Source organism: Flaviramulus sp. BrNp1-15 (assembly GCF_022259695.1).
Lineage (GTDB): Bacteria > Bacteroidota > Bacteroidia > Flavobacteriales > Flavobacteriaceae > BrNp1-15.
Window position 1 is genome coordinate 2,849,993 of the sequence record NZ_CP092099.1, and the last position, 25,087, is coordinate 2,875,079.

The 25,087-nt window shown below is 30.9% G+C and carries 21 protein-coding genes; 10 read left to right on the forward strand and 11 right to left on the reverse strand.

The window, feature by feature from the left end:
• Position 1 precedes the first annotated feature (1 nt).
• On the reverse strand, positions 2 to 445 hold the full coding sequence (locus MBM09_RS12640) for an Lrp/AsnC family transcriptional regulator (protein ID WP_238674083.1): 444 nt from the start codon (positions 443 to 445) through the stop codon (positions 2 to 4).
• A 124-nt stretch (positions 446 to 569) separates the two neighbouring features.
• Here MBM09_RS12640 and MBM09_RS12645 point away from each other — a divergent pair, with 124 nt between their 5' ends.
• Positions 570 to 965 (forward strand): hypothetical protein, encoded by a 396-nt coding sequence (locus MBM09_RS12645; protein WP_238674084.1) that lies wholly within the window; start codon positions 570 to 572, stop codon positions 963 to 965.
• 106 nt (positions 966 to 1,071) lie between these two features.
• Here the strand turns inward: MBM09_RS12645 and MBM09_RS12650 are convergent, their stop codons facing one another.
• Positions 1,072 to 4,485 (reverse strand): methylmalonyl-CoA mutase family protein, encoded by a 3,414-nt coding sequence (locus tag MBM09_RS12650; protein ID WP_238674085.1) that lies wholly within the window; start codon positions 4,483 to 4,485, stop codon positions 1,072 to 1,074.
• Positions 4,486 to 4,629: 144 nt separating this feature from the next.
• Between MBM09_RS12650 and purU the strand changes: the two genes are divergently transcribed.
• Positions 4,630 to 5,484 (forward strand): formyltetrahydrofolate deformylase, encoded by an 855-nt coding sequence (gene purU / locus MBM09_RS12655; protein ID WP_238674086.1) that lies wholly within the window; start codon positions 4,630 to 4,632, stop codon positions 5,482 to 5,484.
• Positions 5,485 to 5,640: 156 nt separating this feature from the next.
• Positions 5,641 to 6,738 (forward strand): OmpA family protein, encoded by a 1,098-nt coding sequence (locus tag MBM09_RS12660; RefSeq protein ID WP_238674087.1) that lies wholly within the window; start codon positions 5,641 to 5,643, stop codon positions 6,736 to 6,738.
• 339 nt (positions 6,739 to 7,077) lie between these two features.
• On the opposite strand, the gene MBM09_RS12665 is transcribed toward MBM09_RS12660, so the two are convergent.
• Complete coding sequence (locus MBM09_RS12665; RefSeq protein ID WP_238674088.1) at positions 7,078 to 8,205, reverse strand: TlpA disulfide reductase family protein; 1,128 nt, start codon at positions 8,203 to 8,205, stop codon at positions 7,078 to 7,080.
• A gap of 121 nt (positions 8,206 to 8,326) precedes the next feature.
• On the opposite strand from MBM09_RS12665, the gene MBM09_RS12670 reads away from it, so the two are divergent.
• The 3 genes from MBM09_RS12670 to MBM09_RS12680 all read left to right on the forward strand — a co-directional run bounded on the left by MBM09_RS12670 (position 8,327) and on the right by MBM09_RS12680 (position 9,754).
• Positions 8,327 to 9,031, forward strand: coding sequence for a DUF4197 domain-containing protein (locus MBM09_RS12670; protein WP_238674089.1), 705 nt, complete (start codon positions 8,327 to 8,329; stop codon positions 9,029 to 9,031).
• Between the two features lie 294 nt (positions 9,032 to 9,325).
• Positions 9,326 to 9,526 (forward strand): Lacal_2735 family protein, encoded by a 201-nt coding sequence (locus MBM09_RS12675; protein ID WP_238674090.1) that lies wholly within the window; start codon positions 9,326 to 9,328, stop codon positions 9,524 to 9,526.
• 78 nt (positions 9,527 to 9,604) lie between these two features.
• Positions 9,605 to 9,754, forward strand: a complete 150-nt coding sequence (locus MBM09_RS12680) for a hypothetical protein (protein WP_238674091.1) — start codon at positions 9,605 to 9,607, stop codon at positions 9,752 to 9,754.
• On the opposite strand, the gene pyrF is transcribed toward MBM09_RS12680, so the two are convergent.
• Together pyrF and prfA are read right to left on the reverse strand one after the other, a co-directional pair.
• A complete protein-coding gene (gene pyrF, locus MBM09_RS12685; RefSeq protein ID WP_238674092.1) occupies positions 9,747 to 10,562 on the reverse strand; it encodes an orotidine-5'-phosphate decarboxylase in 816 nt (271 codons plus the stop codon). The genes MBM09_RS12680 and pyrF overlap by 8 nt on opposite strands.
• A gap of 33 nt (positions 10,563 to 10,595) precedes the next feature.
• Entirely contained in the window at positions 10,596 to 11,672 is a 1,077-nt protein-coding gene (gene prfA, locus MBM09_RS12690; protein WP_238674093.1) for a peptide chain release factor 1, read from the reverse strand.
• A gap of 118 nt (positions 11,673 to 11,790) precedes the next feature.
• Here prfA and MBM09_RS12695 point away from each other — a divergent pair, with 118 nt between their 5' ends.
• Positions 11,791 to 12,078, forward strand: coding sequence for a hypothetical protein (locus MBM09_RS12695; protein WP_238674094.1), 288 nt, complete (start codon positions 11,791 to 11,793; stop codon positions 12,076 to 12,078).
• Between the two features lie 49 nt (positions 12,079 to 12,127).
• Here MBM09_RS12695 and MBM09_RS12700 read toward each other — a convergent pair whose 3' ends face one another.
• The 4 genes from MBM09_RS12700 to MBM09_RS12715 form a co-directional block, all read right to left on the reverse strand.
• Positions 12,128 to 14,683 carry an adenosylcobalamin-dependent ribonucleoside-diphosphate reductase gene (locus MBM09_RS12700; protein ID WP_238674095.1) on the reverse strand — a complete coding sequence of 852 codons (2,556 nt, stop codon included), beginning with the start codon at positions 14,681 to 14,683 and terminating at the stop codon, positions 12,128 to 12,130.
• A gap of 195 nt (positions 14,684 to 14,878) precedes the next feature.
• Positions 14,879 to 15,838: a DUF3078 domain-containing protein gene (locus MBM09_RS12705; RefSeq protein ID WP_238674096.1), complete on the reverse strand. Its 960-nt coding sequence runs from the start codon at positions 15,836 to 15,838 to the stop codon at positions 14,879 to 14,881.
• A gap of 74 nt (positions 15,839 to 15,912) precedes the next feature.
• Entirely contained in the window at positions 15,913 to 17,091 is a 1,179-nt protein-coding gene (locus MBM09_RS12710) for an AIR synthase related protein (protein WP_238674097.1), read from the reverse strand.
• Between the two features lie 257 nt (positions 17,092 to 17,348).
• The gene (locus MBM09_RS12715) at positions 17,349 to 19,535 is read right to left on the reverse strand and encodes a glutamine synthetase III (RefSeq protein ID WP_238674098.1); all 2,187 of its coding nucleotides are present in this window, start codon (positions 19,533 to 19,535) and stop codon (positions 17,349 to 17,351) included.
• Between the two features lie 254 nt (positions 19,536 to 19,789).
• Between MBM09_RS12715 and MBM09_RS12720 the strand changes: the two genes are divergently transcribed.
• Positions 19,790 to 20,812, forward strand: coding sequence for a glutamine synthetase beta-grasp domain-containing protein (locus MBM09_RS12720; RefSeq protein ID WP_238674099.1), 1,023 nt, complete (start codon positions 19,790 to 19,792; stop codon positions 20,810 to 20,812).
• Positions 20,813 to 20,893: 81 nt separating this feature from the next.
• On the opposite strand, the gene MBM09_RS12725 is transcribed toward MBM09_RS12720, so the two are convergent.
• On the reverse strand, positions 20,894 to 21,844 hold the full coding sequence (locus MBM09_RS12725) for a calcium/sodium antiporter (protein WP_238674100.1): 951 nt from the start codon (positions 21,842 to 21,844) through the stop codon (positions 20,894 to 20,896).
• A 296-nt stretch (positions 21,845 to 22,140) separates the two neighbouring features.
• On the opposite strand from MBM09_RS12725, the gene MBM09_RS12730 reads away from it, so the two are divergent.
• Complete coding sequence (locus MBM09_RS12730) at positions 22,141 to 22,500, forward strand: BlaI/MecI/CopY family transcriptional regulator (RefSeq protein WP_238674101.1); 360 nt, start codon at positions 22,141 to 22,143, stop codon at positions 22,498 to 22,500.
• A 1-nt stretch (position 22,501) separates the two neighbouring features.
• Positions 22,502 to 24,382 (forward strand): M56 family metallopeptidase, encoded by a 1,881-nt coding sequence (locus MBM09_RS12735; protein ID WP_238674102.1) that lies wholly within the window; start codon positions 22,502 to 22,504, stop codon positions 24,380 to 24,382.
• A 78-nt stretch (positions 24,383 to 24,460) separates the two neighbouring features.
• On the opposite strand, the gene MBM09_RS12740 is transcribed toward MBM09_RS12735, so the two are convergent.
• Complete coding sequence (locus MBM09_RS12740; protein WP_238674103.1) at positions 24,461 to 25,063, reverse strand: RNA polymerase sigma factor; 603 nt, start codon at positions 25,061 to 25,063, stop codon at positions 24,461 to 24,463.
• Positions 25,064 to 25,087 lie beyond the last annotated feature (24 nt).

Below are 25,087 nucleotides of genomic sequence, written 5' to 3' on the forward strand. Positions count from 1 at the left end.
TCTATTTAACCGGAATAATTTCCTTTTGTTTTACTACTCTAGACAAAACAATCTGCGTTTTAGATTCACCATATGTAATTAGCTGATCTATAAAAGATTCTAAATGCTTGTTGTTTTTAAGCACTACAATCATAACAATATTTTCATCGCCAGTAATTCGGTAACAATTAATAACCTCATCATAAGTTTTTACCTTTTCTAAAAAAGGCTTTAATTTTCCCATAAAAGCTCGTAATGTGATAATTGCTTTTAGTTGATAACCAATTTCAAAAGGCGAGACCATGGTTTTATAACCTTCAATAATCCCCAAATCTTCCATTTTTTTAATACGCTCTGATACAGCAGGAGAACTTATACCAACACGCCTGCCAATTTCGGCATTCGATAGTCTAGCATTTTCTTGTAAACACTTCAAAATCTTTCTATTAAGAGTATCTAAACCCATTTGTAAGGAATTGAATAAAAAAAAATTAATATTTAAATCAAATATACGATTTTACTTTAAAATCTAAAGACAGATATGATTTCTTGTGAGTAATTTTGATGTAATTGCTTATAGAAAAAAGATTATGCTATCTAATACCCCACTAAACCTATCGGAATTACCGATTTATCAAAAAGCTTTAGAGATTTTTAGTCTATCTCAGAGTATTTCTATGTATTTAAATCATGATTTATCTGCACTGAAACCTGACGGATCTGAAGATGAAAATATCTATTTCTCAGGAGATATTGTACAACAATCTGTTTCTTTAGCTCCTGAAATTTTAAATGCTGAACTTGAGCGTTATTCTGATAGAAAACACAGGCACATTGCATCTCTTAGACGACTTACAAACAAGTTGTACAAAAGCTCATACAGACTAGAGCGTTCAAACAGTAACGGTAAAGATTTCTTACCAATTTTACGTAGCGAATTAAAAAAGTTTAAAAAACTGCAAAGTTCTTGGATGATGACTTTGTAGTTTTAAAATTTGAAAACTTATAATTAAAAAGACCCTTCGACTGCGCTTAGGGTAAGCGACATTCTCAATTTTCAATACACTTCGCTTTTGAAAATTGGAATTCTGCTTACATATTTCTACGATACTGTCCTCCTACTTCAAACAAAGCTTGAGTAATTTGCCCTAACGAACATACTTTACAAACATCCATTAAGGCTTCAAAAATATTTTCGTTATTAATTGCTTTATGCTGAAGCTCTTTTAACAAGGCTTTAGTATCATTTGCTTTATGAAGGTTTTCTAATGTTTTTATTTGGAATTGTTTTTCTTCTTCGGTTGCACGAATAACTTCCGCTGGAATAATTGTTGGAGAACCTTTACTACTTAAGAAAGTATTTACTCCTATAATTGGGAAATCACCATTATGCTTCAAGGTTTCATAATACAAACTTTCTTCCTGTATTTTACTACGTTGGTACATCGTTTCCATAGCTCCTAGAACGCCTCCACGCTCTGTAATTCTATCAAATTCTGCTAGAACTGCTTCTTCAACTAAATCGGTTAATTCTTCAATGATAAAAGATCCTTGTAATGGATTTTCATTCTTTGCTAATCCTAATTCTTTATTGATGATTAACTGAATAGCCATCGCACGACGTACAGACTCTTCGGTTGGTGTTGTAATCGCTTCATCATATGCATTAGTATGTAGCGAATTACAATTATCGTAAATTGCATATAAGGCTTGAAGTGTGGTACGAATATCATTAAAGTCAATTTCTTGAGCGTGTAAGCTACGTCCAGAAGTTTGAATGTGATACTTCAACATTTGTGCTCTGGCATTTGCGCCATACTTATGTTTCATGGCTTTTGCCCAAATTTTACGAGCTACTCTACCTATTACAGCATATTCTGGATCTATACCATTTGAGAAAAAGAACGATAAGTTTGGTCCAAACTTATTAATATCCATTCCACGGGATAAATAATATTCAACGTATGTAAATCCGTTAGATAAAGTTAGTGCTAATTGCGTAATTGGATTTGCACCAGCTTCAGCAATATGATATCCGGAAATTGAAACAGAATAAAAGTTACGGACATTATTTTCAATAAAATATTCTTGCACATCTCCCATTAATCGCAATGCAAATTCTGTAGAAAATATACATGTATTTTGTGCTTGGTCTTCCTTTAAAATATCTGCCTGAACTGTACCACGAACTTGAGCTATAGTTTTAGATTTAATGTTTTGATAAATTGATTCTGGCAAAACTTGATCTCCAGTAACACCAAGCAACATTAATCCTAAACCGTTATTCCCTTCTGGTAACTCACCATTATAACTTGGACGTTCTTTACCTTTATAAAGCTTTACTATTTTTGCTTCAACCTCTTTTTCTAATCCGTTTTCTTTGATGTAAATTTCACATTGTTGGTCTATGGCAGCATTCATAAAGAACCCTAATAACATAGGAGCAGGACCGTTAATGGTCATACTTACCGACGTCATTACATCAGCTAAATTGAAACCAGAATATAATTTCTTTGCATCATCTAAACAACAAATTGAAACTCCTGCATTTCCTATTTTTCCATAAATATCTGGACGCAAATCTGGATCGTTTCCATAAAGTGTAACACTATCAAAAGCAGTCGACAAACGCTTTGCAGGCAAGCCCATACTCACATAGTGAAAACGTTTATTTGTACGTTCTGGACCACCTTCACCAGCAAACATACGCGCCGGATCTTCTCCTGTACGTTTAAATGGATACAATCCTGAAGTGTAAGGAAATTCTCCTGGTACATTTTCCTGTAAACACCATTTTAAAATGTCTCCCCAAGCTTGATACTTTGGTAAAGCTACTTTTGGTATTTGTGTGTGCGATAACGATTCTGTATGCGTTTCTATTTTTATTTCCTTATCTCTTACTTTAAATGAATAGATAGGATTTTTATATTTATTTACTTTCTCGTTCCAACCAATAATTATCTCCCAATTATAAGGATCTAGATTTAGTTTTACACGATCAAATTCTCCAACAAGTAATTTAATGAAGTCTTTATTTTCATCATTAGATTTAATAGATTTTGAAGCAATTCCAAATTTATCTAATTCTGGTTCTTGATCAACTACAGATTCTATGGTTTTAGAAATTCCGTATAATTTTTGAGCTACTTCAACTTGTTCATTCGCTTTTTTATCATATGCTCTATTATTTTCAGCAATTTCAGACAAGTAACGTGTTCTACTTGGTGGAATCACAAAAATCTTTTCACTCATTTCTTCTGAAATAGAAAATGTAGATTTCAACTTAGAGTTAGCTTTTTCAACTAACTTATCCATTATTGCTATATATAGCGTATTCATTCCAGGATCATTGAATTGAGAAGCTATAGTTCCATAAACAGGTAATTTATCTTGAGGAATATCCCAAAGATTATTGTTACGCATATATTGTTTTTTCACATCGCGTAGTGCATCTAAAGCACCTCGTTTATCAAACTTATTTATGGCAACCAAATCAGCAAAATCAAGCATATCAATCTTTTCTAACTGCGTTGCTGCACCAAATTCTGGTGTCATAACATAAAGTGACACATCGCTATGTTCAATTATTTCGGTATCACTTTGCCCAATTCCAGAGGTTTCAAGAATAATTAAATCGTATTCGGCGGCTTTTAAAACCTCTACAGCTTCATTGACATGTTTAGACAAAGCCAAATTAGATTGACGCGTTGCCAAACTACGCATATAAACTCTTGAATTATTAATCGCATTCATACGAATTCTATCGCCTAAAAGCGCTCCACCTGTTTTTCGTTTTGATGGATCTACCGAAATAATTCCTATTGTTTTGTCTGGAAAATCTATTAGAAATCTTCTAACAACCTCATCTACCAAACTACTTTTTCCTGCACCTCCAGTTCCTGTTATTCCTAAAACTGGAGTATTTGAATTTTTATTCTTTAAATGGATTTTCTGCAAGGTTTTTTCTGCTACTTCAGGAAAATTTTCAGCTGAAGAAATTAATCTTGCAATATTTTTTGGGTTCTTTTTTGGAAGCTCATCAATTTCTACATTCAAATCATCACCAACTGCAAAATCTGATTGTTTAACAAGGTCATTTATCATGCCTTGTAATCCCATTTCACGACCATCATCTGGCGAATAAATTCGTGTGATACCATAATCCATTAAGTCTTTTATTTCCTCAGGAAGTATAACTCCGCCGCCGCCGCCAAAGATTTTAATATGGCTTGCTCCTCTCTCCTTCAATAAATCATACATGTATTTAAAATACTCATTATGCCCACCTTGATAAGAAGTCATAGCAATAGCATTTACATCTTCTTGGATAGCTGTATTTACAACTTCTTGCACACTTCTATCATGACCTAAATGTATAACTTCACAACCCGTAGATTGTATAATTCGACGCATAATATTTATGGAAGCATCGTGACCATCAAATAAAGAAGCAGCAGTTACTATACGTACTTTATGTTTTGGCTTATATGGAGCAATTTGATTCATTAATAAAAAAACATTGATTTTAGAGTTGCAATTTAAGAATAATTCAAAAAAATAAGTGAATTTTAAACAAATATCTAATTTTTATACAAGCATTACGTTTTTATGTAATTTGGTTTACTTTTATCCACTTAAAAGAAAAAGAACATGAACAAGATTACAATTTTAATCCATTGTAAAGATAGACCAAATATTATAGCATCTGTAACAAGTTTTATTGCTGAAAATGAAGGTAATATTGTATATATAGATCAACATGTTGACAGGGAACAAGACATTTTTTTTATGCGTCTAGAAAGTGAGTTTACTCATGAATCTTTTTCTACAGATAATTTTAAATTATCGTTTAAAACAGAATTAGCAGAAATTTTTAATATGAAGTGGCGCATTTACTCTTCTGAAAGAAAACCAAAAATGGCTTTATTCGTTTCTAAATATGATCATTGTTTATATGACTTGTTAGGACGATACAATTCTGGAGAACTCAATTTAGAAATTCCATTTATAATAAGTAATCATCTAGATTTAAAACCAATTGCTGATAGCTTTAAAATTCCTTTCTATCATATTCCTGTAACTAAAGAAACTAAAGAGGAAGCAGAAAATAAGCAGTTGGAACTTTTAGAAAAATATAAAATAGATTTTATTGTTTTAGCAAGGTACATGCAAATTGTTTCAGGAAAGTTAATAAGTAAATACACAAATAAGATTATTAATATACATCATTCATTTTTACCCGCATTTGTTGGCGCCAAACCTTATCATTCTGCATTTAAAAGAGGTGTAAAAATAATTGGTGCAACTAGCCATTACGTAACAGAAGAGCTTGATGCTGGACCAATTATTGAACAAGATGTTACACATGTTTCACACACACATTCCATAAAAGATTTAATAGCTAAAGGACGTGATTTAGAAAAAATTGTTTTAGCCAATGCTATTAAATTACATTCTACAAGAAAAGTAATGGTTTACAATAATAAGACTGTTATATTTTCTTAAAAGCAATACTTTTACTACCTTTATTAAGATTAATCTTTCAAAAATGTTAAAATTATGTTAAAGAAACATTTAATTTTAACTAAAATTGTGACCATTTAATTTTTCCTGTGTCTGACGAGTATGGAAAAAATAACCATTAACTAAAATTTTAATCTTATGAACAAAAATTTATTTTTATGTCTAGCTTTTTTATTAGGCATCGGCTTTACTCAAGCTCAGAACTTACCAGCAAATCCAGAACCTGGAAAATGTTATGTAAAATGTATTACTAAGGACGAATTCACTACTGTTGATGAAACTATTGAAGTTTATCCTGCGTATACAAAATTAGAAGTAGTTCCTGCAACATACAGAACTGTTGAAGATCGTGTATTAGTTAAAGAAGCTTCTAAAAAATTCGTTTATGTACCAGCTACTTACGAAACTATTGATGTGCCTTACGTAAAACAAGAAGGTGGATCTAGCTTAAAAGTTATTCCAGCTAGTTTTGGTTCTAGCTCAAGAACTTTTGAAGTTTATCCTGCAACTTCTGGTTGGGAGTACAAAGAAACAGCTTGTGATTCTCCAAATAAAGAGGATTGTGTTGTTGCATGTTTTGTTGAATACCCAGCTCAATCTAAAGATGTAAACTTTACAACTTTAGCTAACGATGCTAGCACAAGTAGTATGCCTGTTCCTGAAGTTGGTGCTACTTACTCTAAAAGAGTTATTAAAACTCCTGCAAGAATGGATGAAATTGAAATTCCTGCTGAGTACAAAACTATCACACGTAGAGTTGTAGCTACTCCAGCTTCAACAAGAAGTGTAACTATTCCTGCAAGAACTCAAACTGTTTCTAAAACAGTTTTAGCTAAGAAAGGTGGTATTACTACTTGGGAAGAAGTTGATTGTGGTTTATTAAGTGCTAACGTATTACCTATTTTTTATGAAACAGGTAGCGCTCGTATTACTCCAGCTTCAAAGAAAATAATTGATGAAACATTATTACCATTACTTAACAGCAAGCCTGTTAACATCGAATTAATGTCTCATACAGATTCTAGAGGTAATGATGATTACAACATGTCTTTATCTCAACAACGTGCTAATTCTGTTGTTAACTATTTAGTTTCTAAAGGTATTTCTAGAAGTAGATTATCTGGAAGAGGATATGGTGAAACAAGATTAGTAAACCGTTGTTCAAATGGTGTAGAGTGTTCTGAATCTCAACACCAAAAAAATAGAAGAACTGAGTTTAGAGTATTAAACAACTAATCTCTAAAACAACTTATAAAAAAAGCACTCTAATTTGAGTGCTTTTTTTGTTTCTAATATTTTAATAATTCTTTTTGAATAATCTATACCCTATGACTTAATAATATAAGAAACCAACTTAAAGGTTACTTGAATAATGATTTATTCCTATTCTACTCTAGTTCATTATATCTTAAAATAAGTAGCCTTAAAACTTATTTAAGTATACTCTTCTAATCAACTAAATAAATCTATATAACATAACCCAAAATAACATAACCCAAAAGAATAGAACTCTATATCTTTATATTAAGTTGAGTTTAAAAAGTTTCTAATTTATATTGGGCAAAAAAAAACACTCTATCTAGAGCGTTTTTTTGTTATTACGTATTGTGGATATTTTGAAAATTTCTTTTGAATTTTAAGACCATAATCGTTCAAGTTTGCAGTCATTAATTCAAAATATTTATAGTGTATTTGCCAATCGTGTAAGCTATTATCTTTATTCTTTTTATTAAAAACTATTGGCATATCTAATAAACCCGAAAGTTTATAAGTAACCTCATTTAACGACACATTATCCGCTTGAATATCAGAATCTCCTATTAAATATTTTTGACTATTTCCTTCCCAATCTATTTGATTAGTATCCCAAAAATTTGGGTTATCAATATCTAAAATTAAAACTTCACCTTCTTTTTCTGTTACACTTCTTTTAAGTTTTAAAGCATCCAATATGCTATCTTCCATATTTAAATAAGATTTGGAAGACTTTTTAAAATACATGGTGTAATACTTATTTAGATCGTTAGATATTTCTATTTGATTTCTATAAATATTTAATGCGTATCCTATAATATCTTGTAAACTACCTTTAAGTTGTACATAATTCTTTTCGTCAATTATTTGAAACCCTGATTGATCTTCAGTATTTTTTACTACAGAATATTCAAAATCCTTTTTTGGCATTTCAGGCTCCTTAACAATAGTCTGTTGGTATTTATGTACTTTAAAAAATGTATCAACAGAAACTCGTTTTTTATGCTGAGACAAATAACCATCTATATTGTAATTTTTAAACTCTGCCGGATGTCCTTCCCAAAGCTTTTCACCTTGTGCATTATATAAAATACCATATGGCAAACTGTAAATATTATTTTTTGTAAAAGTTTCCCCTTCATAGTCTGTAGCTATAGCTAAATTTATTTGGTGCTTCAGTAAAAACTTCTTTACAACTTCTGGACTTTCTTGAGATAATGATAATATATAGAAATCTTCTGGGTATTGTCTTTGTAAAGATTCTAAATATTTAGAAACGTGAATACAAGGTTTACACCATGTTGCCCAAAAATCCACGAAATAAAGTGCGTTATTTTCACTTTTTGCTATTGAAGATTCTTGAATATTTTCAGAAATTTTTATTTGACCATGAAAAAGTGAAGGACTAAATAAAAAACAAACAATAAATAATATTTTTAAAAATTTCATATACATTAATTAACTTACTATCTACTAATAACAAATATTGTGCTAAAATAGTATTTTATACAATTATATTCGATTTAGCATATAAAATATATATTTGCGAATACATTAAACCCCATAAACTATGATACGAAAATTTATAGCATTATTCTTAATTTTTAATCTAACTGCATGCGCAGAATTGCAACAAGTAGTAAATCAGTTACCACAAGGAACTGGTATTGGTAACGAAGAGATTGCCTCAGGCTTAAGACAAGCTCTAGACTTTGGTATAGAAAAACAAGTTACTAAACTTACACAAACCGACGGATTTTATAAAAATGATTTGGTTAAGATTTTATTACCAGAAGAATTACAAAAAGTAGATAAAGCCCTTAGAGATATTGGTTTAAGTAGTTTAGCAGATGAAGGCTTAAAAGTTTTAAATAGAGCTGCCGAAGATGCTGTAAAAGAAGCTACACCTATTTTTGTTGATGCTGTAAAAGGTATAACATTTGCTGATGCTAAAAATATTTTATTAGGAAATGATGATGCTGCAACACAATATTTAACAACCAAAACTCAAACAGCTCTTTACGATAAATTCCATCCAGTAATTAACAACTCTTTTGCTAAAGTAGGCGCAGACGAAATTTGGAATAATTTAATTAACAAATACAACACAATACCTTTTACAAATAATGTGAATCCAGATTTAACAGATTATGTTACAGGTGAAGCTTTAAAAGGTGTTTACACTATGATTGCTGTTGAAGAAAAAGAAATACGCACCAAACTATCTTCTAGAACAACTGATTTATTGAAGAAAGTTTTTGCGTTACAAGATTAACCTGAAGCAATTCTATATAAAAAAACCGAATGTCTATAATTCGGTTTTTTTATACAAACCATTATAAGCTGTGGTTATATTATCTCCATCTTTAATGGTTTCTCAATAGTAGAACCATTAGGTTGATTAACTAGCCATATTCTAACCCAAAAATCAAATTCAGTATGTTTTTCTATATAAAAAAATAACAAAAGATTATTACTAAAAAGTATTAAATATGAAAAAAAATACTACAAATAATTTTTATTCTAAATAAAAAAATGTATATTTAAGTACTTGTTTATCAGACATTAAATGAGCAGAATAGATGATATAAAAAGCCGACAAATCAAGCTTAACAAAAAATATAAAAAACTTGTTGAGCAAGCTTATAATTTAAGTCAAACAGATTCTGCTTTAAGTGATATTTCAGAGTATAATGCTATTAAACTGCTTAACAAACTTAATAGGTTAAAGTATCTCTCCAGAGAATTGAAACAACCAGTTGTTTCTTAATTTTTAGCAATTCTTTAACCTTTTCATTACATCTAAAAGATGTTTAAGCACGTACTTTATTAATAAAAACTGAACATTATGAGTCCCCATTTTTGTAAAGTTGGTAAAATTAAACCTAACTTAAACAAGCTAATTAGCTTAAAAGAATTAGAAAACAAAATTGCGAATTTTGTTGAAGATGCTAGCAAAGTTGAGTTTTCTGAAGAATTTGAAACAACTTCTATTTAGATAAAAGTGTTTCCATTTCCTCTTGAATACTTTTTGCTTTTAAAGCGGCAGCATGCGCAAAATCTTCGTTATTCGAGGCGTATATAATACCTCTTGAAGAATTTATAAGCAAGCCTACATCTTCTGTCATTCCATATTTACAAACGTCTTGTAAGTTACCTCCTTGTGCTCCTACTCCTGGAACTAATAAAAAACTTTCTGGAATTATTTTTCTTATTTCTCCTAAATATTCAGCTTTAGTAGCACCAACAACATACATTAAATTCTTTGAGTTATTCCAAGATTTAGACACCTGTAAAACTTCTTTATACAATTCATGATTATTAACTCTTAACGTTTGAAAGTCAAATGCTCCTTGATTTGAGGTTAAAGCTAATAGTATAGTATGTTTATTTTCGAAAGCTAAAAATGGCTCTACTGAATCTTTACCCATATAAGGTGCAACCGTAACAGAATCAAAAGCTAAATCTTCAAAAAAAGCTTTAGCATACATAGTACTTGTGTTACCAATATCACCACGCTTAGCATCAGCTATAGTAAAAATTTCTGGATGATTTTCATTTAAATAATTAATCGTTTTTTCTAAAGCTTTCCATCCTTTAAGCCCATAAGCTTCATAAAAAGCAGTATTGGGTTTGTAAGCCACACATAAATGATGGGTTGCATCAATAATGGCTTTATTGAATGAAAATATTTGGTCTTCTTCTTTTAAAAGATGCTTTGGAATTTTATTTAAATCAACATCTAACCCTATGCACAAAAAGGATTTCTTTTTTTTGATTTGTTGTATAAGTTGGTTTGTTGTCATGTTATAAAAAAAGCCTCAAAAAGAGGCTTATAATTAAATATGTTCATCACTAGCTTTTAACTTCTCGGTATTTTCAGCTAATTGTAATTCGTCTATTATTTTTTGAATATCGCCATTTATAATATTTTGTAAATCGTAAAGCGTTAAACCAATTCTGTGGTCTGTTACACGCCCTTGCGGGTAGTTGTATGTTCTAATTTTGGCACTTCTGTCTCCAGAACTTACCATACTACCACGTTTTGCAGCATCTTCTTCTTGCTTTTTAGCAAGTTCTAAATCGTACAAACGCGAGCGTAATACTTTAAATGCTTTCTCTTTATTTTTATGTTGCGACTTTTGGTCTTGACATTGCGCCACCAAACCAGTTGGTATGTGTGTTAAACGTACCGCAGAATATGTTGTGTTTACAGATTGCCCACCAGGACCAGAAGAACAGAAAAAATCTATTCTTACATCTTTAGGATTAATTTCTATATCAAACTCCTCTGCTTCAGGAAACACCATTACCGTTGCTGCACTTGTATGTACACGTCCTTGTGTTTCGGTTTGTGGCACACGTTGTACACGATGTACACCAGCTTCAAACTTTAACGTACCATAAACATCTTCACCAGAAACTTCAAACTGAATTTCTTTAAATCCACCATTTGTACCTTCACTAAAATCTACTGTATCAACACGCCAACCTTTGCTTTCACAGTATTTAGTGTACATTCTAAATAAATCGCCTGCAAAAATACTAGCTTCATCACCACCTGTTCCAGCACGTAATTCAACAACCGCATTTTTAGAATCTTCAGGATCTTTAGGTATTAAAAGTACTTTTATTTCTTCTTCTAATTTAGGGATACCCTCTTTTGATTCATCATATTGCATTTTAGCCATTTCTACCATTTCTGAATCGCTTCCATCTGCAATTATGGCTTCGGCTTCAGCTAAATTATCGGTAAGTTCAATATATTTTTCTCGCTTATCCATAAGAACTCGCAAGTCTTTGTATTCTCTATTAAGTGCTATATAACGTTTTTGATCAGTCATGATATCTGGTTGAATGATTAAATCACTAACCTCATCAAAACGTTGTTTTACTATTTGTAATTTCTCTAACATCTGCCTTTTTAATTGGGAACCAAAAATACGATAATTTATGAATTTTCAATGATTGCAAACAACTGTAATACGTAATTATCAAAAATATTCTCAAACTACAAGCGTTATAGTATTTACCATGCAAAAGTTTTTTTCCATATTCTCATTTTACAGACCATTTATTTTATGGTCTGTGGTTTTAAATATGGCGCTTTCTTTTTTAAAATATGAGATTATTCCAATCCTTATTTTGAAGTTATTACTGGTTGGCTTTTTATGGTATTTCTTAAATGAAACTCGCGCAAAACGAAAACTAATATTTTATAAAAACCTTGGTGTCTCAACATTAAAACTCTTTGCATTGCTTTATGTAGTAGATTTAGTGTTTTCCTTACCTTTTCTTATTATTTTAAGAGAATTTATATAAAAAAAGGAAGTCGATTAGCTTCCTTTTTTTATAAGTGAACATTGCTATTTTAACCGCACTTAGAGGAACCACAATCTTTACAAGTTAAACAGCCCTCTTGATAAATTAAATTTTCTGATTTACAATTTTCGCACCGTTGCCCTTTTACTTTAGTCCCGTCTTCTACATAACGTTTTAAAGCTCGTACAACACCATTTTTCCATGTGTTTATAGATTCACTATCCAGTTGCAAACTATTGATTAAATCTACAATTTTATCTATTGGCATACCGTGGCGCAACGTACTAGAAATAAATTTTGCATAATTCCAAAATTCTGGATTAAACTTATGCGACAAACCTTCAATGGTGGTTTTATAACCTCTTTTATTTTTATATTGAAAATCGTAACGCGAACTACCATCTTCATTTCTGTTTTTTATAATTAAGCCATTGTTTACCCAACGTGGTAGCAAAATACCATCTTCATCATCGGCCAAACCAGTGAAAATTTCATATGGTTTTTCATCAATTAACCCGATAAATGCAATCCATTTTTCTTTATTATTCTGAAAACGAACCACATCGGCTTCTAGGGTTTGTGGGCGTTTTATTGGAAATGTTGTTAACTTTCCATTGGTTTTGTTCTCTTTTTTATCATCAACAGAAATTAAAACACCAGACCGTGAACCATCTCTATATACAGTTACACCTTTACAACCTACTTCCCAAGCTTTTAAATATAATTCGCCAACCAAATCCTCTGTAACATCGTTAGGCAAATTAATAGTAACACTAATTGAGTGATCTACCCATTTTTGTATGGCTCCTTGCATACTTACTTTACTTAACCAATCAATATCATTAGAAGTTGCTTTATAATAAGGCGATTTTTTAATTAACTCATCTATTTCACTTTGCGAATAGTTTATAGTGGTATCAATACCATTTACTTCCATCCATTGCTTAAAACGATGGTGGAAAACGACATACTCTTCCCAAGAGTCTCCAACCTCATCAACAAAATCAACATGCACATCTTTATCTCCTGGATTAACTTTTCTTCTACGTTTGTAAACAGGCATAAAAACAGGTTCTATACCAGATGTTGTTTGAGTCATTAAACTCGTTGTTCCTGTTGGAGCAATTGTTAAAAGCGCAATATTTCTTCTACCATATTCTAACATCTCATAATACAACTTACTATCTGCATCTTTTAAACGCTTAATAAAAGGATTATTCTTTTCACGTTCTGCATCATAAATTGAAAATGCACCACGTTCTTTTGCTAAATTAACAGAAGCACGATATGCTTCAATGGCAATAGTTTTATGCACTTTTAAAGAAAACTCATTGCCTTTTTTACTTCCATATTGAATACCAAGAGCCGCTAACATATCACCCTCTGCTGTTATACCAACACCTGTTCTTCGACCTTCTTCAGCTTTGTGCTTAATATTAATCCATAAATTACGTTCTATTCTTTTAATTTCATCGAACTCTGGATCTGAATCAATTTTTTCTAAAATCTTATCAATTTTTTCAAGTTCTAAATCAATGATATCATCCATTATGCGTTGTGCAATAGCAACGTGCTTTTTAAATAATTTAAAGTTGAAATTAGCCTTATTTGTAAACGGATTTTCTACATAAGAAAATAGATTTATAGCCAACAATCTACAGGAATCATAAGGACACAAAGGTATTTCTCCACAAGGATTTGTTGACACCGTTTTATAACCTAAATCGGCATAACAATCAGGAATAGATTCATTAATTATAGTATCCCAGAATAAGATTCCTGGTTCTGCAGATTTCCATGCGTTGTGTACAATTTTTTTCCATAGTTCATTGGCATCAATTGTTTTAGAAACCTTAGGCTTTTTACTGTAAACCGGGTATTTTTGAATGTAGCTACTATTGGTTTTAACAGCTTTCATAAATTCATCATCTATTCTAACAGAAACATTTGCACCGGTAATTTTACCCTGTTCTAATTTAGCATTTATAAAATCTTCTGAATCGGGATGATTTATAGAAACCGATAACATTAAAGCTCCTCGCCTACCATCTTGAGCAACTTCTCTGGTTGAATTTGAATAGCGCTCCATAAAAGGTACTAAACCTGTTGATGTTAAAGCAGAATTTTTAACTGATGTCCCTTTTGGGCGTATATGAGACAAATCGTGACCAACACCACCACGTCGTTTCATGAGTTGTACCTGTTCCTGATCAATTTTCATGATTCCTCCATAAGAATCAGAATCCCCAGAGTTTCCTATTACAAAGCAATTAGAAAGTGATGCTAATTGAAACGGATTACCAATTCCCGCCATTGGACTTCCTTGTGGCACTATGTATTTAAAATTCTTAATCAGATTAAAAATCTCATCTTCTGAAAGCGGATTAACATATTTGGTTTCTATTCTTGCAATTTCTTTTGCGATACGATGGTGCATATCGTTTGGTGTTAGCTCATAAATATTGCCTTGAGAATCCTTAAGTGCATATTTATTTAGCCACACACGGGCAGCTAGATCGTCGTCTTTAAAATATTCTAGTGAAGCGATAAACGCATCGTTTTGCGAGTACGTTTTTGAAGGGGAATGGGTGAGTTCTGCATTCATTGATACATGAAAATTTAAGTTGGATTAGATTATGAAATAAAGACATAAATAAACTAAAATACTCTAACTTAAAATATGATAAAAATCATATAACTTATCACACGAAAACACCTAAAATACTAAATATCAACAACTTGTGTTTTTATTAACAATTAAAAGTTAACAATTTTTTTGAAGAAATTTTAAGGCTTTTATTTAGAAGTCTACAGCAAAACCTACACCTAAAAACTGTTTCCACTGTATTTTAGCACCTGCTTCATCAAACTCTCCTTCTACTTCTGTTGGCACAGAAGTTTTAACATCATCATCATACCTTAAATGAGAACCTAAAGTTGCCCTAACAAAACTATTTACTTTAAAATCGAAGTCTACTCTCCAGTCGAAATCTATATTCCCAAAATTGTTTATATAATCAGAATATAAACTCACTTGATGCTTGAGGTTAATATTTTCGACTATTTCCATTTCGTAACTGTTAGTTACCAAAACACCCAACTCTTTTCTTATACGTTCTCCTTCAACAATTACATTACCTTCATCATCTAAAATTGCAGGAACAACTCCAAATGCACCTGCATTTGCCAAATCTTCGTCTAAAACAAAGGTTGCTTTTAAGGTTATTGGTGAAAAATAAAAAGATAGCTCATCTATATCTTTTCCGTATTCCATTCCGCCACCAAAAAAGAGATATCCAGGAGCCATTAATCTAGAAATAGGTTCTTCTTTATTTGGGTAATTATAACCATTTGATAATTGCGTTCTAAAATTTAAACGAGCAGAATAAAACCAGTTTGAAATACTATCTGGTTTAAAGCCTAAATTAGAATTTACCTCAAATAAATCGTCTGTTTTTCTGGTTTCTCTTTTCTCTTGTTTATTAATACCATAATCAATCAACGCATTGTTTTTCCAAACAAAATATTTGTCTTTATAATTATAAGAAGATCTTAAACCTAATAACCCTGAAATGGAATTAGTACCACCAGAATTCCAATTAACAAAAGCTACTTCGTTTAAATCAATTGAAACTCTATTTTTTTGAGTCCATTGTGGTCCTAAGTATTTTGGCAGCTTTTCTTTTATGAAAAGTGAATCTGGTTGTGCAGAAACAAATTGAAAAAATAAACAAAAAATAAGTAATGAGAGGGTTTTCATGGTTAGTTGAAGTTAATTTTACAAATTACATTTCTTATCAAAAATTATTCCAAATTAACAAAAATGATGAAAAATTAATATGTAAACTCACCAAACTCTGATTTTATTGTAAGCTTTTTATTTTTTGAAGCTTCAACACGACCAATTGTTTGAGCATCAACATTAAAAGATTTAGAAATTTCAATAATATGGTCTGCGATTTCTGCAGATACATATAACTCCATTCTATGCCCACAGTTAAACACTTGATACATTTCTTTCCAATCTGTTTTACTTTGCTCTTGTATTAGTTTGAATAGTGGAGGAATAGGAAACATATTATCTTTTACAATATGAAATTCATCAACAAAATGAAGAATTTTTGTTTGAGCGCCTCCAGAGCAATGCACCATACCATGAATAGTTTCACTATTATATTCTGATAAGATAGCTTTTATAATAGGTGCATAAGTACGCGTTGGAGACAACACTAATTTTCCAGCATCAATAGGAGAATCTTTAACACTATCGGTTAATTTCACGTTACCAGAGTATACTAAATCTTCTGGCACCGAAGCATCAAAACTTTCAGGGTATTTTTCAGCTAAATATTTACTAAATACATCATGACGAGCAGAAGTTAATCCATTACTACCCATCCCGCCATTATAAGCTTTCTCGTAAGTTGCTTGACCAAAACTTTCTAAACCTACAATAACATCTCCAGCTTTAATGTTAGCATTATCAATAACATTACTACGTTTCATTCTAGCGGTTACCGTAGAATCTACAATAATTGTTCGAACTAAATCGCCAACATCGGCAGTTTCTCCTCCTGTTGAATGAATTGTTACTCCAAAGTTTTTTAATTCTGAAATCAATTCTTCAGTACCATTTATAATTGCTGAAATAACTTCTCCCGGAATTAAATTTTTATTTCTCCCTATAGTTGAAGATAGCATAATGTTATCAGTTGCTCCAACACAAAGTAAATCGTCAATATTCATTATTAAGGCATCTTGTGCTATACCTTTCCACACTGAAACATCTCCAGTTTCTTTCCAATACATATAAGCTAAAGAACTCTTTGTACCTGCTCCATCTGCATGCATAATTAAGCAGTAATCCTCATCATTTGTTAAATAATCTGGTACTATTTTACAGAAAGCTTTAGGAAATAATCCTTTATCTATATTTTTTATAGCATTGTGGACATCTTCTTTTGATGCCGATACACCACGTTGTGCATATCGTTTTGAAACTTCTTGACTCATATTGTTGTATTGTGATGCAAAGTAAAGGAATATTTTAAAATTAACCGCCTCCATAGTAAAGCTTCCAACTCCCTTTTTAAATTTTATATTTACTACAGACTATAAACCAATATTCCCTTTCTTTAGATTCCCGTATTTACGGGAATGACACCCTCAAAGGAAACCTCAATGCTTAGCATTGATGAGTTATTTTTAATTTAATTTTTTGAAAGTAAAAATCCCGCTTTTTTAGAGCGGGATTTTATAAGTTTTAAACACTATCTTGTAAATAACAATTCTCTGTACTTAGTTAATGGCCAAATCTCGTCATCAACTAAAAGCTCAAGTTTATCGCAATGGTATCTAATATCTTCAAATAGAGCCTTTACATTGTTACAGTAAAAATGTGCTTTCTTTTCAATATCGTCTATTGCGTTTGCTTTTCTACGCTCATCAATCATATGTGTTACTTTGGCATTTATAGCTTCAATATGACTAGATATTTCTTCAATTAAACTAATTTGTTCTTTAGAAACCGTAGTGAATTTTTTATCGAATATTTCTTTTAAACCTTTTACGTTTTCAATTAAAATATTTTGATACTTCACAGCAGTTGGTACAATATGATTACGAGCAATATCCCCAAGCACTCTACTTTCAATTTGTATGTGCATAATGTAAGCTTCAATCTCAATTTCATATCGTGCTTCGGTTTCAATTTTACTCATCACACTCATTTCTTCAAATAAGGCGATGCTTTCTTTAGAAATTCTGGCTTTTAAAGCTTCTGGCGTTGTTTTATTATTACTTAAACCGCGTTTTTTAGCTTCAGCTTCCCATTCCTTCCCATAGCCATTTCCTTCAAATAAAATATTTCTACAAGACTTAATATACTCTCTTAAAACATTGAAAATAGCTTCGTCTTTTTTTAAATCTTTTTTATCAATTAATTTATCTACTTCAATTTTAAAATCTTGTAATTGTTTAGCAACGATAGTATTTAAAACCGTCATAGGATTTCCGCAATTTGCCATAGATCCAACAGCTCTAAATTCAAATTTATTACCTGTAAAAGCAAATGGTGAAGTTCTGTTTCTATCGGTATTATCTAATAAAACATCAGGTATTTTTCCAACCACGTTAAGCTTTAATTCAGTTTTTTCTTCTGGAGATAGTTTTCCTTTTGTAACGCCTTCAAGTTCTTCTAGAACCTTTGTTAATTGCTCGCCTATAAATACAGAAATAATTGCTGGTGGCGCTTCGTTTGCTCCCAATCTATGATCGTTACTAGCTGAAGCTATAGCAGCTCTTAAAAGTGCTTCATGTTCATGAACCGCTTTTATAGTATTTATAAAAAATGTTAGAAATTGCAGGTTACTCATTGGTGTTTTACCTGGAGCCAGTAAATTAATTCCAGAATCTGTAGAAAGCGACCAATTGTTATGTTTACCAGATCCATTTATTCCTGCAAAAGGTTTTTCGTGTAATAGTACTTTAAAATTATGGCGAGACGCTACACGCCCCATAATATCCATTAACAACGAATTGTGGTCTACTGCTAAATTGGCTTCTTCAAAAATAGGTGCAAGCTCAAACTGATTTGGAGCTACTTCATTATGCCTAGTTTTTACAGGAATACCTAAAAGCATACATTCGTTTTCAAGTTCACGCATAAAATTTAATGCTCTATTAGGTATAGATCCAAAATAATGATCATCTAATTGCTGTCCTTTAGCCGAAGAGTGCCCTAATAATGTACGACCTGTTAAAGTAATATCTGGACGACTAGCAGCCAGCATTTTATCTATTAAAAAATACTCCTGTTCCCAACCCAGTGAGGAAGTTACTTTTTTTACATTTTTATCAAAATATTTACAAACTGCTGTTGCCGCATTATCAACAGCATTTAAGGCTCTCAATAAAGGCGTTTTATAATCTAAGGCTTCTCCCGTATAAGCAACAAAAATAGTTGGAATACATAATGTTGTACCATATATAAATGCTGGGGATGTAGGATCCCAAGCGGTATATCCGCGAGCTTCAAAAGTATTTCTAATTCCTCCACTAGGGAAACTGGATGCATCTGGTTCTTGTTGTACTAATTGACTACCTCCAAACTTTTCGATAGCCATACCTCCACTAATAGTCTCAAAAAAAGCATCATGCTTTTCTGCAGTTGCGCCAGTTAATGGTTGAAACCAATGCGTATAATGTGTTACATTTTTAGCTAATGCCCAATCTTTCATAGAAGATGCTACTTGGTCTGCAATACTTCTATCTATTTTTTTACCAAATTGAATCGCATTCATAACACCTACAAAAGCATCTTTTGTTAAGTATTGGCGCATGGTGTTTTCGTTAAAAACATTTCTACCAAATAAATCTGAACGACGTTCCTTTTCTTCAACAGTAACAGTTTTATATGCGAGTGACTCTTTTAAAGCATGAAATCTAAGTGTAGACATTTTTCTTATAATAAGTTATACCGCAAAAATAAACTTGAAAATGAATAAAACACAAAAAACACAAAGTTTTATTATTAACATTTTTTCAGTTTTTATATAAATTAATACTCTTTTTTTAAAATAATCCCTAAAAAAATAGGGTATAAATAAAAATAACTTGTCTATTTATTAAAATACCCCCTATAAATTTTAAGTATATATATAATAATTTATATTTGTGTGATTATCAATATTTCATTTATAAAATATCAACTATGGCAAAAATTAAATTAGAATACATTTGGTTAGATGGCTACAAGCCAACTCAGAATATGAGGAGTAAAACCAAAGTAGAAGAACATGAAAATTTTAAAGGTACATTAGAAGAATTAGAAAACTGGTCTTTTGATGGGTCTTCAACAAGACAAGCAGAAGGTGGATCTTCAGATTGTATTTTAAAACCAGTAGCTATCTATCCTGATCCAGACAGAATTAATGGATACTTAGTAATGACTGAGGTATTAAATCCTGATGGGACTCCTCACGAATCTAACGGTAGAGCTACTATTGATGATGATGATAATGATTTCTGGTTTGGTTTTGAGCAAGAATATTTTATTATGGATACTCATACACAATTACCTTTAGGTTTCCCTATTGGTGGTTATCCTGCTCCACAAGGTATGTACTACTGCTCTGTAGGTGGAAAAAACACACATGGTAGAGGTTTAGTTGAAGAACATGCAAACTTATGTATTGATGCAGGATTAAACTTTGAAGGTATTAACCAAGAAGTTGCTTGTGGACAATGGGAATTTCAATTATTCGCTAAAGGTGCCAAAAAAGCTGGAGACGAGATTTGGATTGCAAGATACTTATTAGACCGTTTAACAGAAAAATACGGATACTATATTGATTACCATCCAAAACCATTAGGAAAAGATATGGATTGGAATGGTTCTGGTATGCATGCAAACTTCTCTAATACTACATTAAGAACTGCAGGAAACAAAGAAACTTACGAAAAAATATGTGAAGCATTTAGACCAGTTGTAAAAGAGCATATTGCTGTTTACGGTGAGTTTAACGACCAACGTTTAACTGGTTTACACGAAACTGCTTCTATTAACGATTTCTCTTATGGTATTTCAGATAGAGGAGCATCAATACGTATCCCTATTGCTACTGTAGAAAGAGGTTGGAAAGGATGGTTAGAAGATAGAAGACCAGCTGCTAACGGAGACCCATACAAAATTGCTGGACGTATTATTAAAACTGTTAAATCTGCTAAGGTTTAATAATAACAGCATCAAGTTTTTGTTCATAAAAAAAGCACTTACATTTTGTAAGTGCTTTTTTATTTAATGTATTATTAAATCTTAAAACTTACCTCTGGTAAAAATTAAAAACATAAAGGCTCCGTAAGCTATAACTAAAACAAAACCCTTAATTCTACTAATTTGCATACGTTTAGGCAAAAATATCATAGGGATTAAAACTGCTGCGAAACCTAGCATCCAAAAAATATCGTTTGAAAGTATTTGAGGTTCTGTAACCGGTATAGGTTTAATAATAGAAGTTAACCCTAAAACCGAACCAATATTAAATATATTCGAGCCAATTAAATTACCTAGCGAAATTGCTTTTTCTTGTTTAGCTGCTGCAATAACCGATGCTGCCAATTCTGGAACACTTGTACCAATAGCTATTAAAGACACCCCAATTACCGCTTCGCTTACACCTATTGCTCGTGCTATTTCTTTAGATCCATCTACCAACCATTCACTACCAAAATATAAAGCGGCAGCGCCTATAAGCAACCACAATACAATTTTAAAATTAGAGACTACAGCTAAAGAATCATCTACATCTTCTATAACTACATCCTTTTTTGCGTTTCTAATTAGTATGAATAAAAAAACAATAAGCCCAATAAATAATACACCGCCTTCTATTGCTGTTAAAGCATTGTCATTTTTTAGAAAAAAGTAAAGTGCCATTGAAAACACCATCATTACCGGCCAATTTAGCTTATAAAAAGATTTATCTACAGCAATGGCACCAACCATAGCAGTTACTCCTAAAACCAAACCAATATTTGCAATATTTGAGCCTACAACATTGTTTATAGCAATAGCTGGAGAACCTGATAATGCTGCCTGAAGACTTACCAATAACTCTGGCGCTGAGGTTGCAAAGGAAACCACCGTCATACCAATTACCATTTTAGATATATTGAATTTAAATGATAATGCTACTGAAGACCTAACTAAAAACTCCCCGCCTACAACCAACAGTATAAAACCAAGTATAACCCAAAGTAAACTCATAAATAAAAATTTTTTGCGAAGATAAATTAAAGTTAAATGTTAAAAGTTAAAAGTTAAAAGTTTTTATGAACCAGAGTTTTACTTGATACTTTAGTCTTAAAACTTAAAATTTAGTTAAATAACTATTGTTTTAGTTGTATAACTATAAAAATAGTTATAAGTTTGTTTTGCGTTAGGGATTAAGGGTTTGTTGGAGCTCCTTGCATTTATATTCATGAGTTCAAAAATTTGAGAATAATGTCAACGAATAAAGCCCGACCCCATAAGGGTAACGCCCTAAAAATTATTATTAAATCATGGAAAAACTAACAAATAAAGAAGAAGAAATTATGCATATTTTATGGAAGCTAGAAAAGGCTTTTGTAAAAGATGTACTGGCAGAAATTAAGGAAGACAAACCACATTACAACACACTTTCTACCATTATAAGAAACTTGGAAGAAAAAGGTTATGTGGCCTATAATGCCTATGGAAAAACTCACCAATACTACCCTATTGTTAGTAAAGAGGATTATAGAAAAAAATTTATGAACGTGGCTATTAATAATTACTTTAATAATTCGTACAAAAATATGGTGTCGTTTTTTGCCAAGGAAGAAAAAATAAGTGTTGAGGAACTTAAAGAAATTATTGCTTTAATAGAAAAAGAAAAATAAGATGGAATATTTATTGAAAGTTAGTGCGGTTGTTGCCATTTTTTATTTAAGCTATAAAATGTTTTTGCAACGTGATACCTTTTTTAAAAAAAATAGATGGTTTTTATTAGCTGGTTTAATAACTGCTTTTTTAATACCTTTTTATGTAATACATGAATATATTGAATACACTCCTATTGACTTATCTCATTTAAACTTTAATGAAGTTGCTATTCAAAACACTAAAAACACTTTTAATGTTTTGGATTATTTTCCGGCAGTCTATTTACTTGGTATTATCTTTTTCTCTATTCGGTTTTTAATACAAATTTCGTCGTTAGCTACTTTAATTTTTAAATATAAAAAATATAAAAAAGGACAGTACACTTACGTTGAAACTAATGCTGATGTTTCTCCGTTTTCATTTTTTAATTGGATAGTTTATAATCCCAATCAATTTAATAAAACTGAACTTGAACAAATTATTGCACATGAAAAAATACATGTACAGCAATACCACTCAATAGATATTATTTTAACTCAAATTGCCTGTGTTTTACTATGGTTCAATCCTTTTGTATGGCTTTACAATAAAGACTTAAAACAAAATTTAGAGTTTCTGGCAGATTATGATGCTGTAAATTATTCTGCTTGCAAAAAAACGTATCAATATACATTACTTAAAACGAGTTTGCCAACTCATCAATTGGCATTAAGTAATAATTTTTATAATTCATTAATCAAAAAACGAATCGTTATGTTACACAAATCAAAATCTAAAAAAATCAATCAAATTAAGTTCGCTCTTGTTTTACCTTTATTAGCTATTTTTTTAATGAGCTTTAATACCGAAAAAATATATGTTGAAAAAGAAATTCCTGTAATAGAATTATTAGACACAAAACCTATAACAGAAAATGATAACTCTACTGAAACATTAAACACTGCAATTGCTGAACCAGTTAAGAAAAAAGCTGTGAGTGAAGTTCCTACTCAAACTAAAAAACAAAATACTATATATAAGGTAGCTATTAATGATTTAGTTGAGGTTATGGTTACCAAAAAAAGTAGTGATAAAAACCTTGATGAAATCGCTGCTAAACTAAAAGAACATGGTGTTACTATAAAGTTTAAAGGCGTTAAACGCAATAACGAAGGAGAAATAACCGCTATTAAAATTAATGCAAACTCCAAAAACTCTAATGCTAATTATAATATAAGTGCTGATGACACTATAAAACCTATCAAAATTTCTTTTAACAAGGAAGATGACAGTATTTCAATTGGTAATGGGCATTATATTCATGAAGATGGAAATACATTACATTTTATATCTAAAGATAAAAATCATAAAATACATTCAACTGGACATGGAAATAAAGTTTATGTAATTTCTGATGATGATAATGATAAAAATATCGAAGTAATTGTTGAAAGTGATGTTGACATTGATACTGATGTAGAAATTATAGAATCAATAGAAAAAAATCCTGGGAAAAATAAAGCCAAAATTAGAATCTTAAAAAAAGGTGATAATGACCCTATTCACATTATTAATGGTAAAGTGGTTGAAAAAAATGAGGTAGAACTATTAGATAAAGAGAACATTGAAAAAGTAGAAGTATTAAAAGGCGAAGTGGCCATAAAAAAGTACGGAGATAAAGGAAAGGATGGCGTTGTAATGGTTACAACTAAAAAAAATAAAGTTAATATCATTAGTAATGATGGTAAAGACCCATTATATATTATTGATGGAAAAGAGGTGAAAAAAGATGTTTTTTCAGATTTAAATGAAAACGACATTAAAACTATGAAAGTTTTAAAAGGTGATGCTGCTATAGAAAAATATGGTAAAAAAGGAGAAAATGGTGTTATTGAAATTACCACAAAAAAGAAAAACTAATTTACCTTATCTATTGTAAAACAAAAACCTCAAACTGTTTAGTTTGAGGTTTTCTTTTTAAAATTAAAATAATCTTATTTATTTAGTTTTTTCCAGTAGAAATTGTTGATCGAACAATAAAAATAAAATTCCGTTTACCTTATTGCCCATAGTTTTTCTTAATATAGAAAAAGCTTTGGTTATATGAGCTTCAACAGATTTTACAGAGATGTTTAAATATTCTGCAATCTCCATATTAGTAAGTCCTTCTTTTTTACTTAATAAAAAGGTTTGTTTACATTTTGGTGGCAATTTCTCTATCTCTTGTTTTACAATTGCTATAAGCTTTATTAATGAGTTGTCCTTTTCATCTTCTACAATATAACTCAATGCATCAATATACTTTTTTTCTAATGATACAACAGATTTCTGCTTACGATATTGGTCTATAAATTCATTGTAAACAGACCTATACAAATAACCTTTAATAGAAAAATCATCTTTAAGTTTTAAACGATGCTTCCATATTTTTATAAAAACATTCTGAACTATATCTTCGGATAAATCGTGATTATTAGTTAAACCATAAGCATAAACACAAAGCTTATGATGATAATTATCTACTAAAAAAGTGTAGGCGTTAGACTCGCCTTTTTTTAAAGCTTTTATAAAAGCAATATCATTAATAAAAGTTTCTGCCATTCTTAAAGTGATAAAAATTACTAT

Excerpts from the sequence above, each read along its gene's own strand:
- MBM09_RS12660 (WP_238674087.1), top strand. The coding sequence starts at position 5,641 with ATGAACAAAAATTTATTTTTATGTCTAGCTTTTTTATTAGGCATCGGC.
- MBM09_RS12715 (WP_238674098.1), bottom strand. The coding sequence starts at position 19,535 with ATGTCTACACTTAGATTTCATGCTTTAAAAGAGTCACTCGCATATAAA.
- MBM09_RS12705 (WP_238674096.1), bottom strand. The coding sequence starts at position 15,838 with ATGAAAACCCTCTCATTACTTATTTTTTGTTTATTTTTTCAATTTGTT.
- MBM09_RS12650 (WP_238674085.1), bottom strand. The coding sequence starts at position 4,485 with ATGAATCAAATTGCTCCATATAAGCCAAAACATAAAGTACGTATAGTA.
- MBM09_RS12725 (WP_238674100.1), bottom strand. The coding sequence starts at position 21,844 with ATGAGTTTACTTTGGGTTATACTTGGTTTTATACTGTTGGTTGTAGGC.
- MBM09_RS12680 (WP_238674091.1), top strand. The coding sequence starts at position 9,605 with ATGAGTCCCCATTTTTGTAAAGTTGGTAAAATTAAACCTAACTTAAAC.
- prfA (WP_238674093.1), bottom strand. The coding sequence starts at position 11,672 with ATGTTAGAGAAATTACAAATAGTAAAACAACGTTTTGATGAGGTTAGT.
- pyrF (WP_238674092.1), bottom strand. The coding sequence starts at position 10,562 with ATGACAACAAACCAACTTATACAACAAATCAAAAAAAAGAAATCCTTT.
- MBM09_RS12735 (WP_238674102.1), top strand. The coding sequence starts at position 22,502 with ATGGAATATTTATTGAAAGTTAGTGCGGTTGTTGCCATTTTTTATTTA.
- MBM09_RS12710 (WP_238674097.1), bottom strand. The coding sequence starts at position 17,091 with ATGAGTCAAGAAGTTTCAAAACGATATGCACAACGTGGTGTATCGGCA.
- purU (WP_238674086.1), top strand. The coding sequence starts at position 4,630 with ATGAACAAGATTACAATTTTAATCCATTGTAAAGATAGACCAAATATT.
- MBM09_RS12730 (WP_238674101.1), top strand. The coding sequence starts at position 22,141 with ATGGAAAAACTAACAAATAAAGAAGAAGAAATTATGCATATTTTATGG.
- MBM09_RS12675 (WP_238674090.1), top strand. The coding sequence starts at position 9,326 with ATGAGCAGAATAGATGATATAAAAAGCCGACAAATCAAGCTTAACAAA.
- MBM09_RS12700 (WP_238674095.1), bottom strand. The coding sequence starts at position 14,683 with ATGAATGCAGAACTCACCCATTCCCCTTCAAAAACGTACTCGCAAAAC.
- MBM09_RS12695 (WP_238674094.1), top strand. The coding sequence starts at position 11,791 with ATGCAAAAGTTTTTTTCCATATTCTCATTTTACAGACCATTTATTTTA.
- MBM09_RS12640 (WP_238674083.1), bottom strand. The coding sequence starts at position 445 with ATGGGTTTAGATACTCTTAATAGAAAGATTTTGAAGTGTTTACAAGAA.
- MBM09_RS12645 (WP_238674084.1), top strand. The coding sequence starts at position 570 with ATGCTATCTAATACCCCACTAAACCTATCGGAATTACCGATTTATCAA.
- MBM09_RS12670 (WP_238674089.1), top strand. The coding sequence starts at position 8,327 with ATGATACGAAAATTTATAGCATTATTCTTAATTTTTAATCTAACTGCA.
- MBM09_RS12740 (WP_238674103.1), bottom strand. The coding sequence starts at position 25,063 with ATGGCAGAAACTTTTATTAATGATATTGCTTTTATAAAAGCTTTAAAA.
- MBM09_RS12720 (WP_238674099.1), top strand. The coding sequence starts at position 19,790 with ATGGCAAAAATTAAATTAGAATACATTTGGTTAGATGGCTACAAGCCA.
- MBM09_RS12665 (WP_238674088.1), bottom strand. The coding sequence starts at position 8,205 with ATGAAATTTTTAAAAATATTATTTATTGTTTGTTTTTTATTTAGTCCT.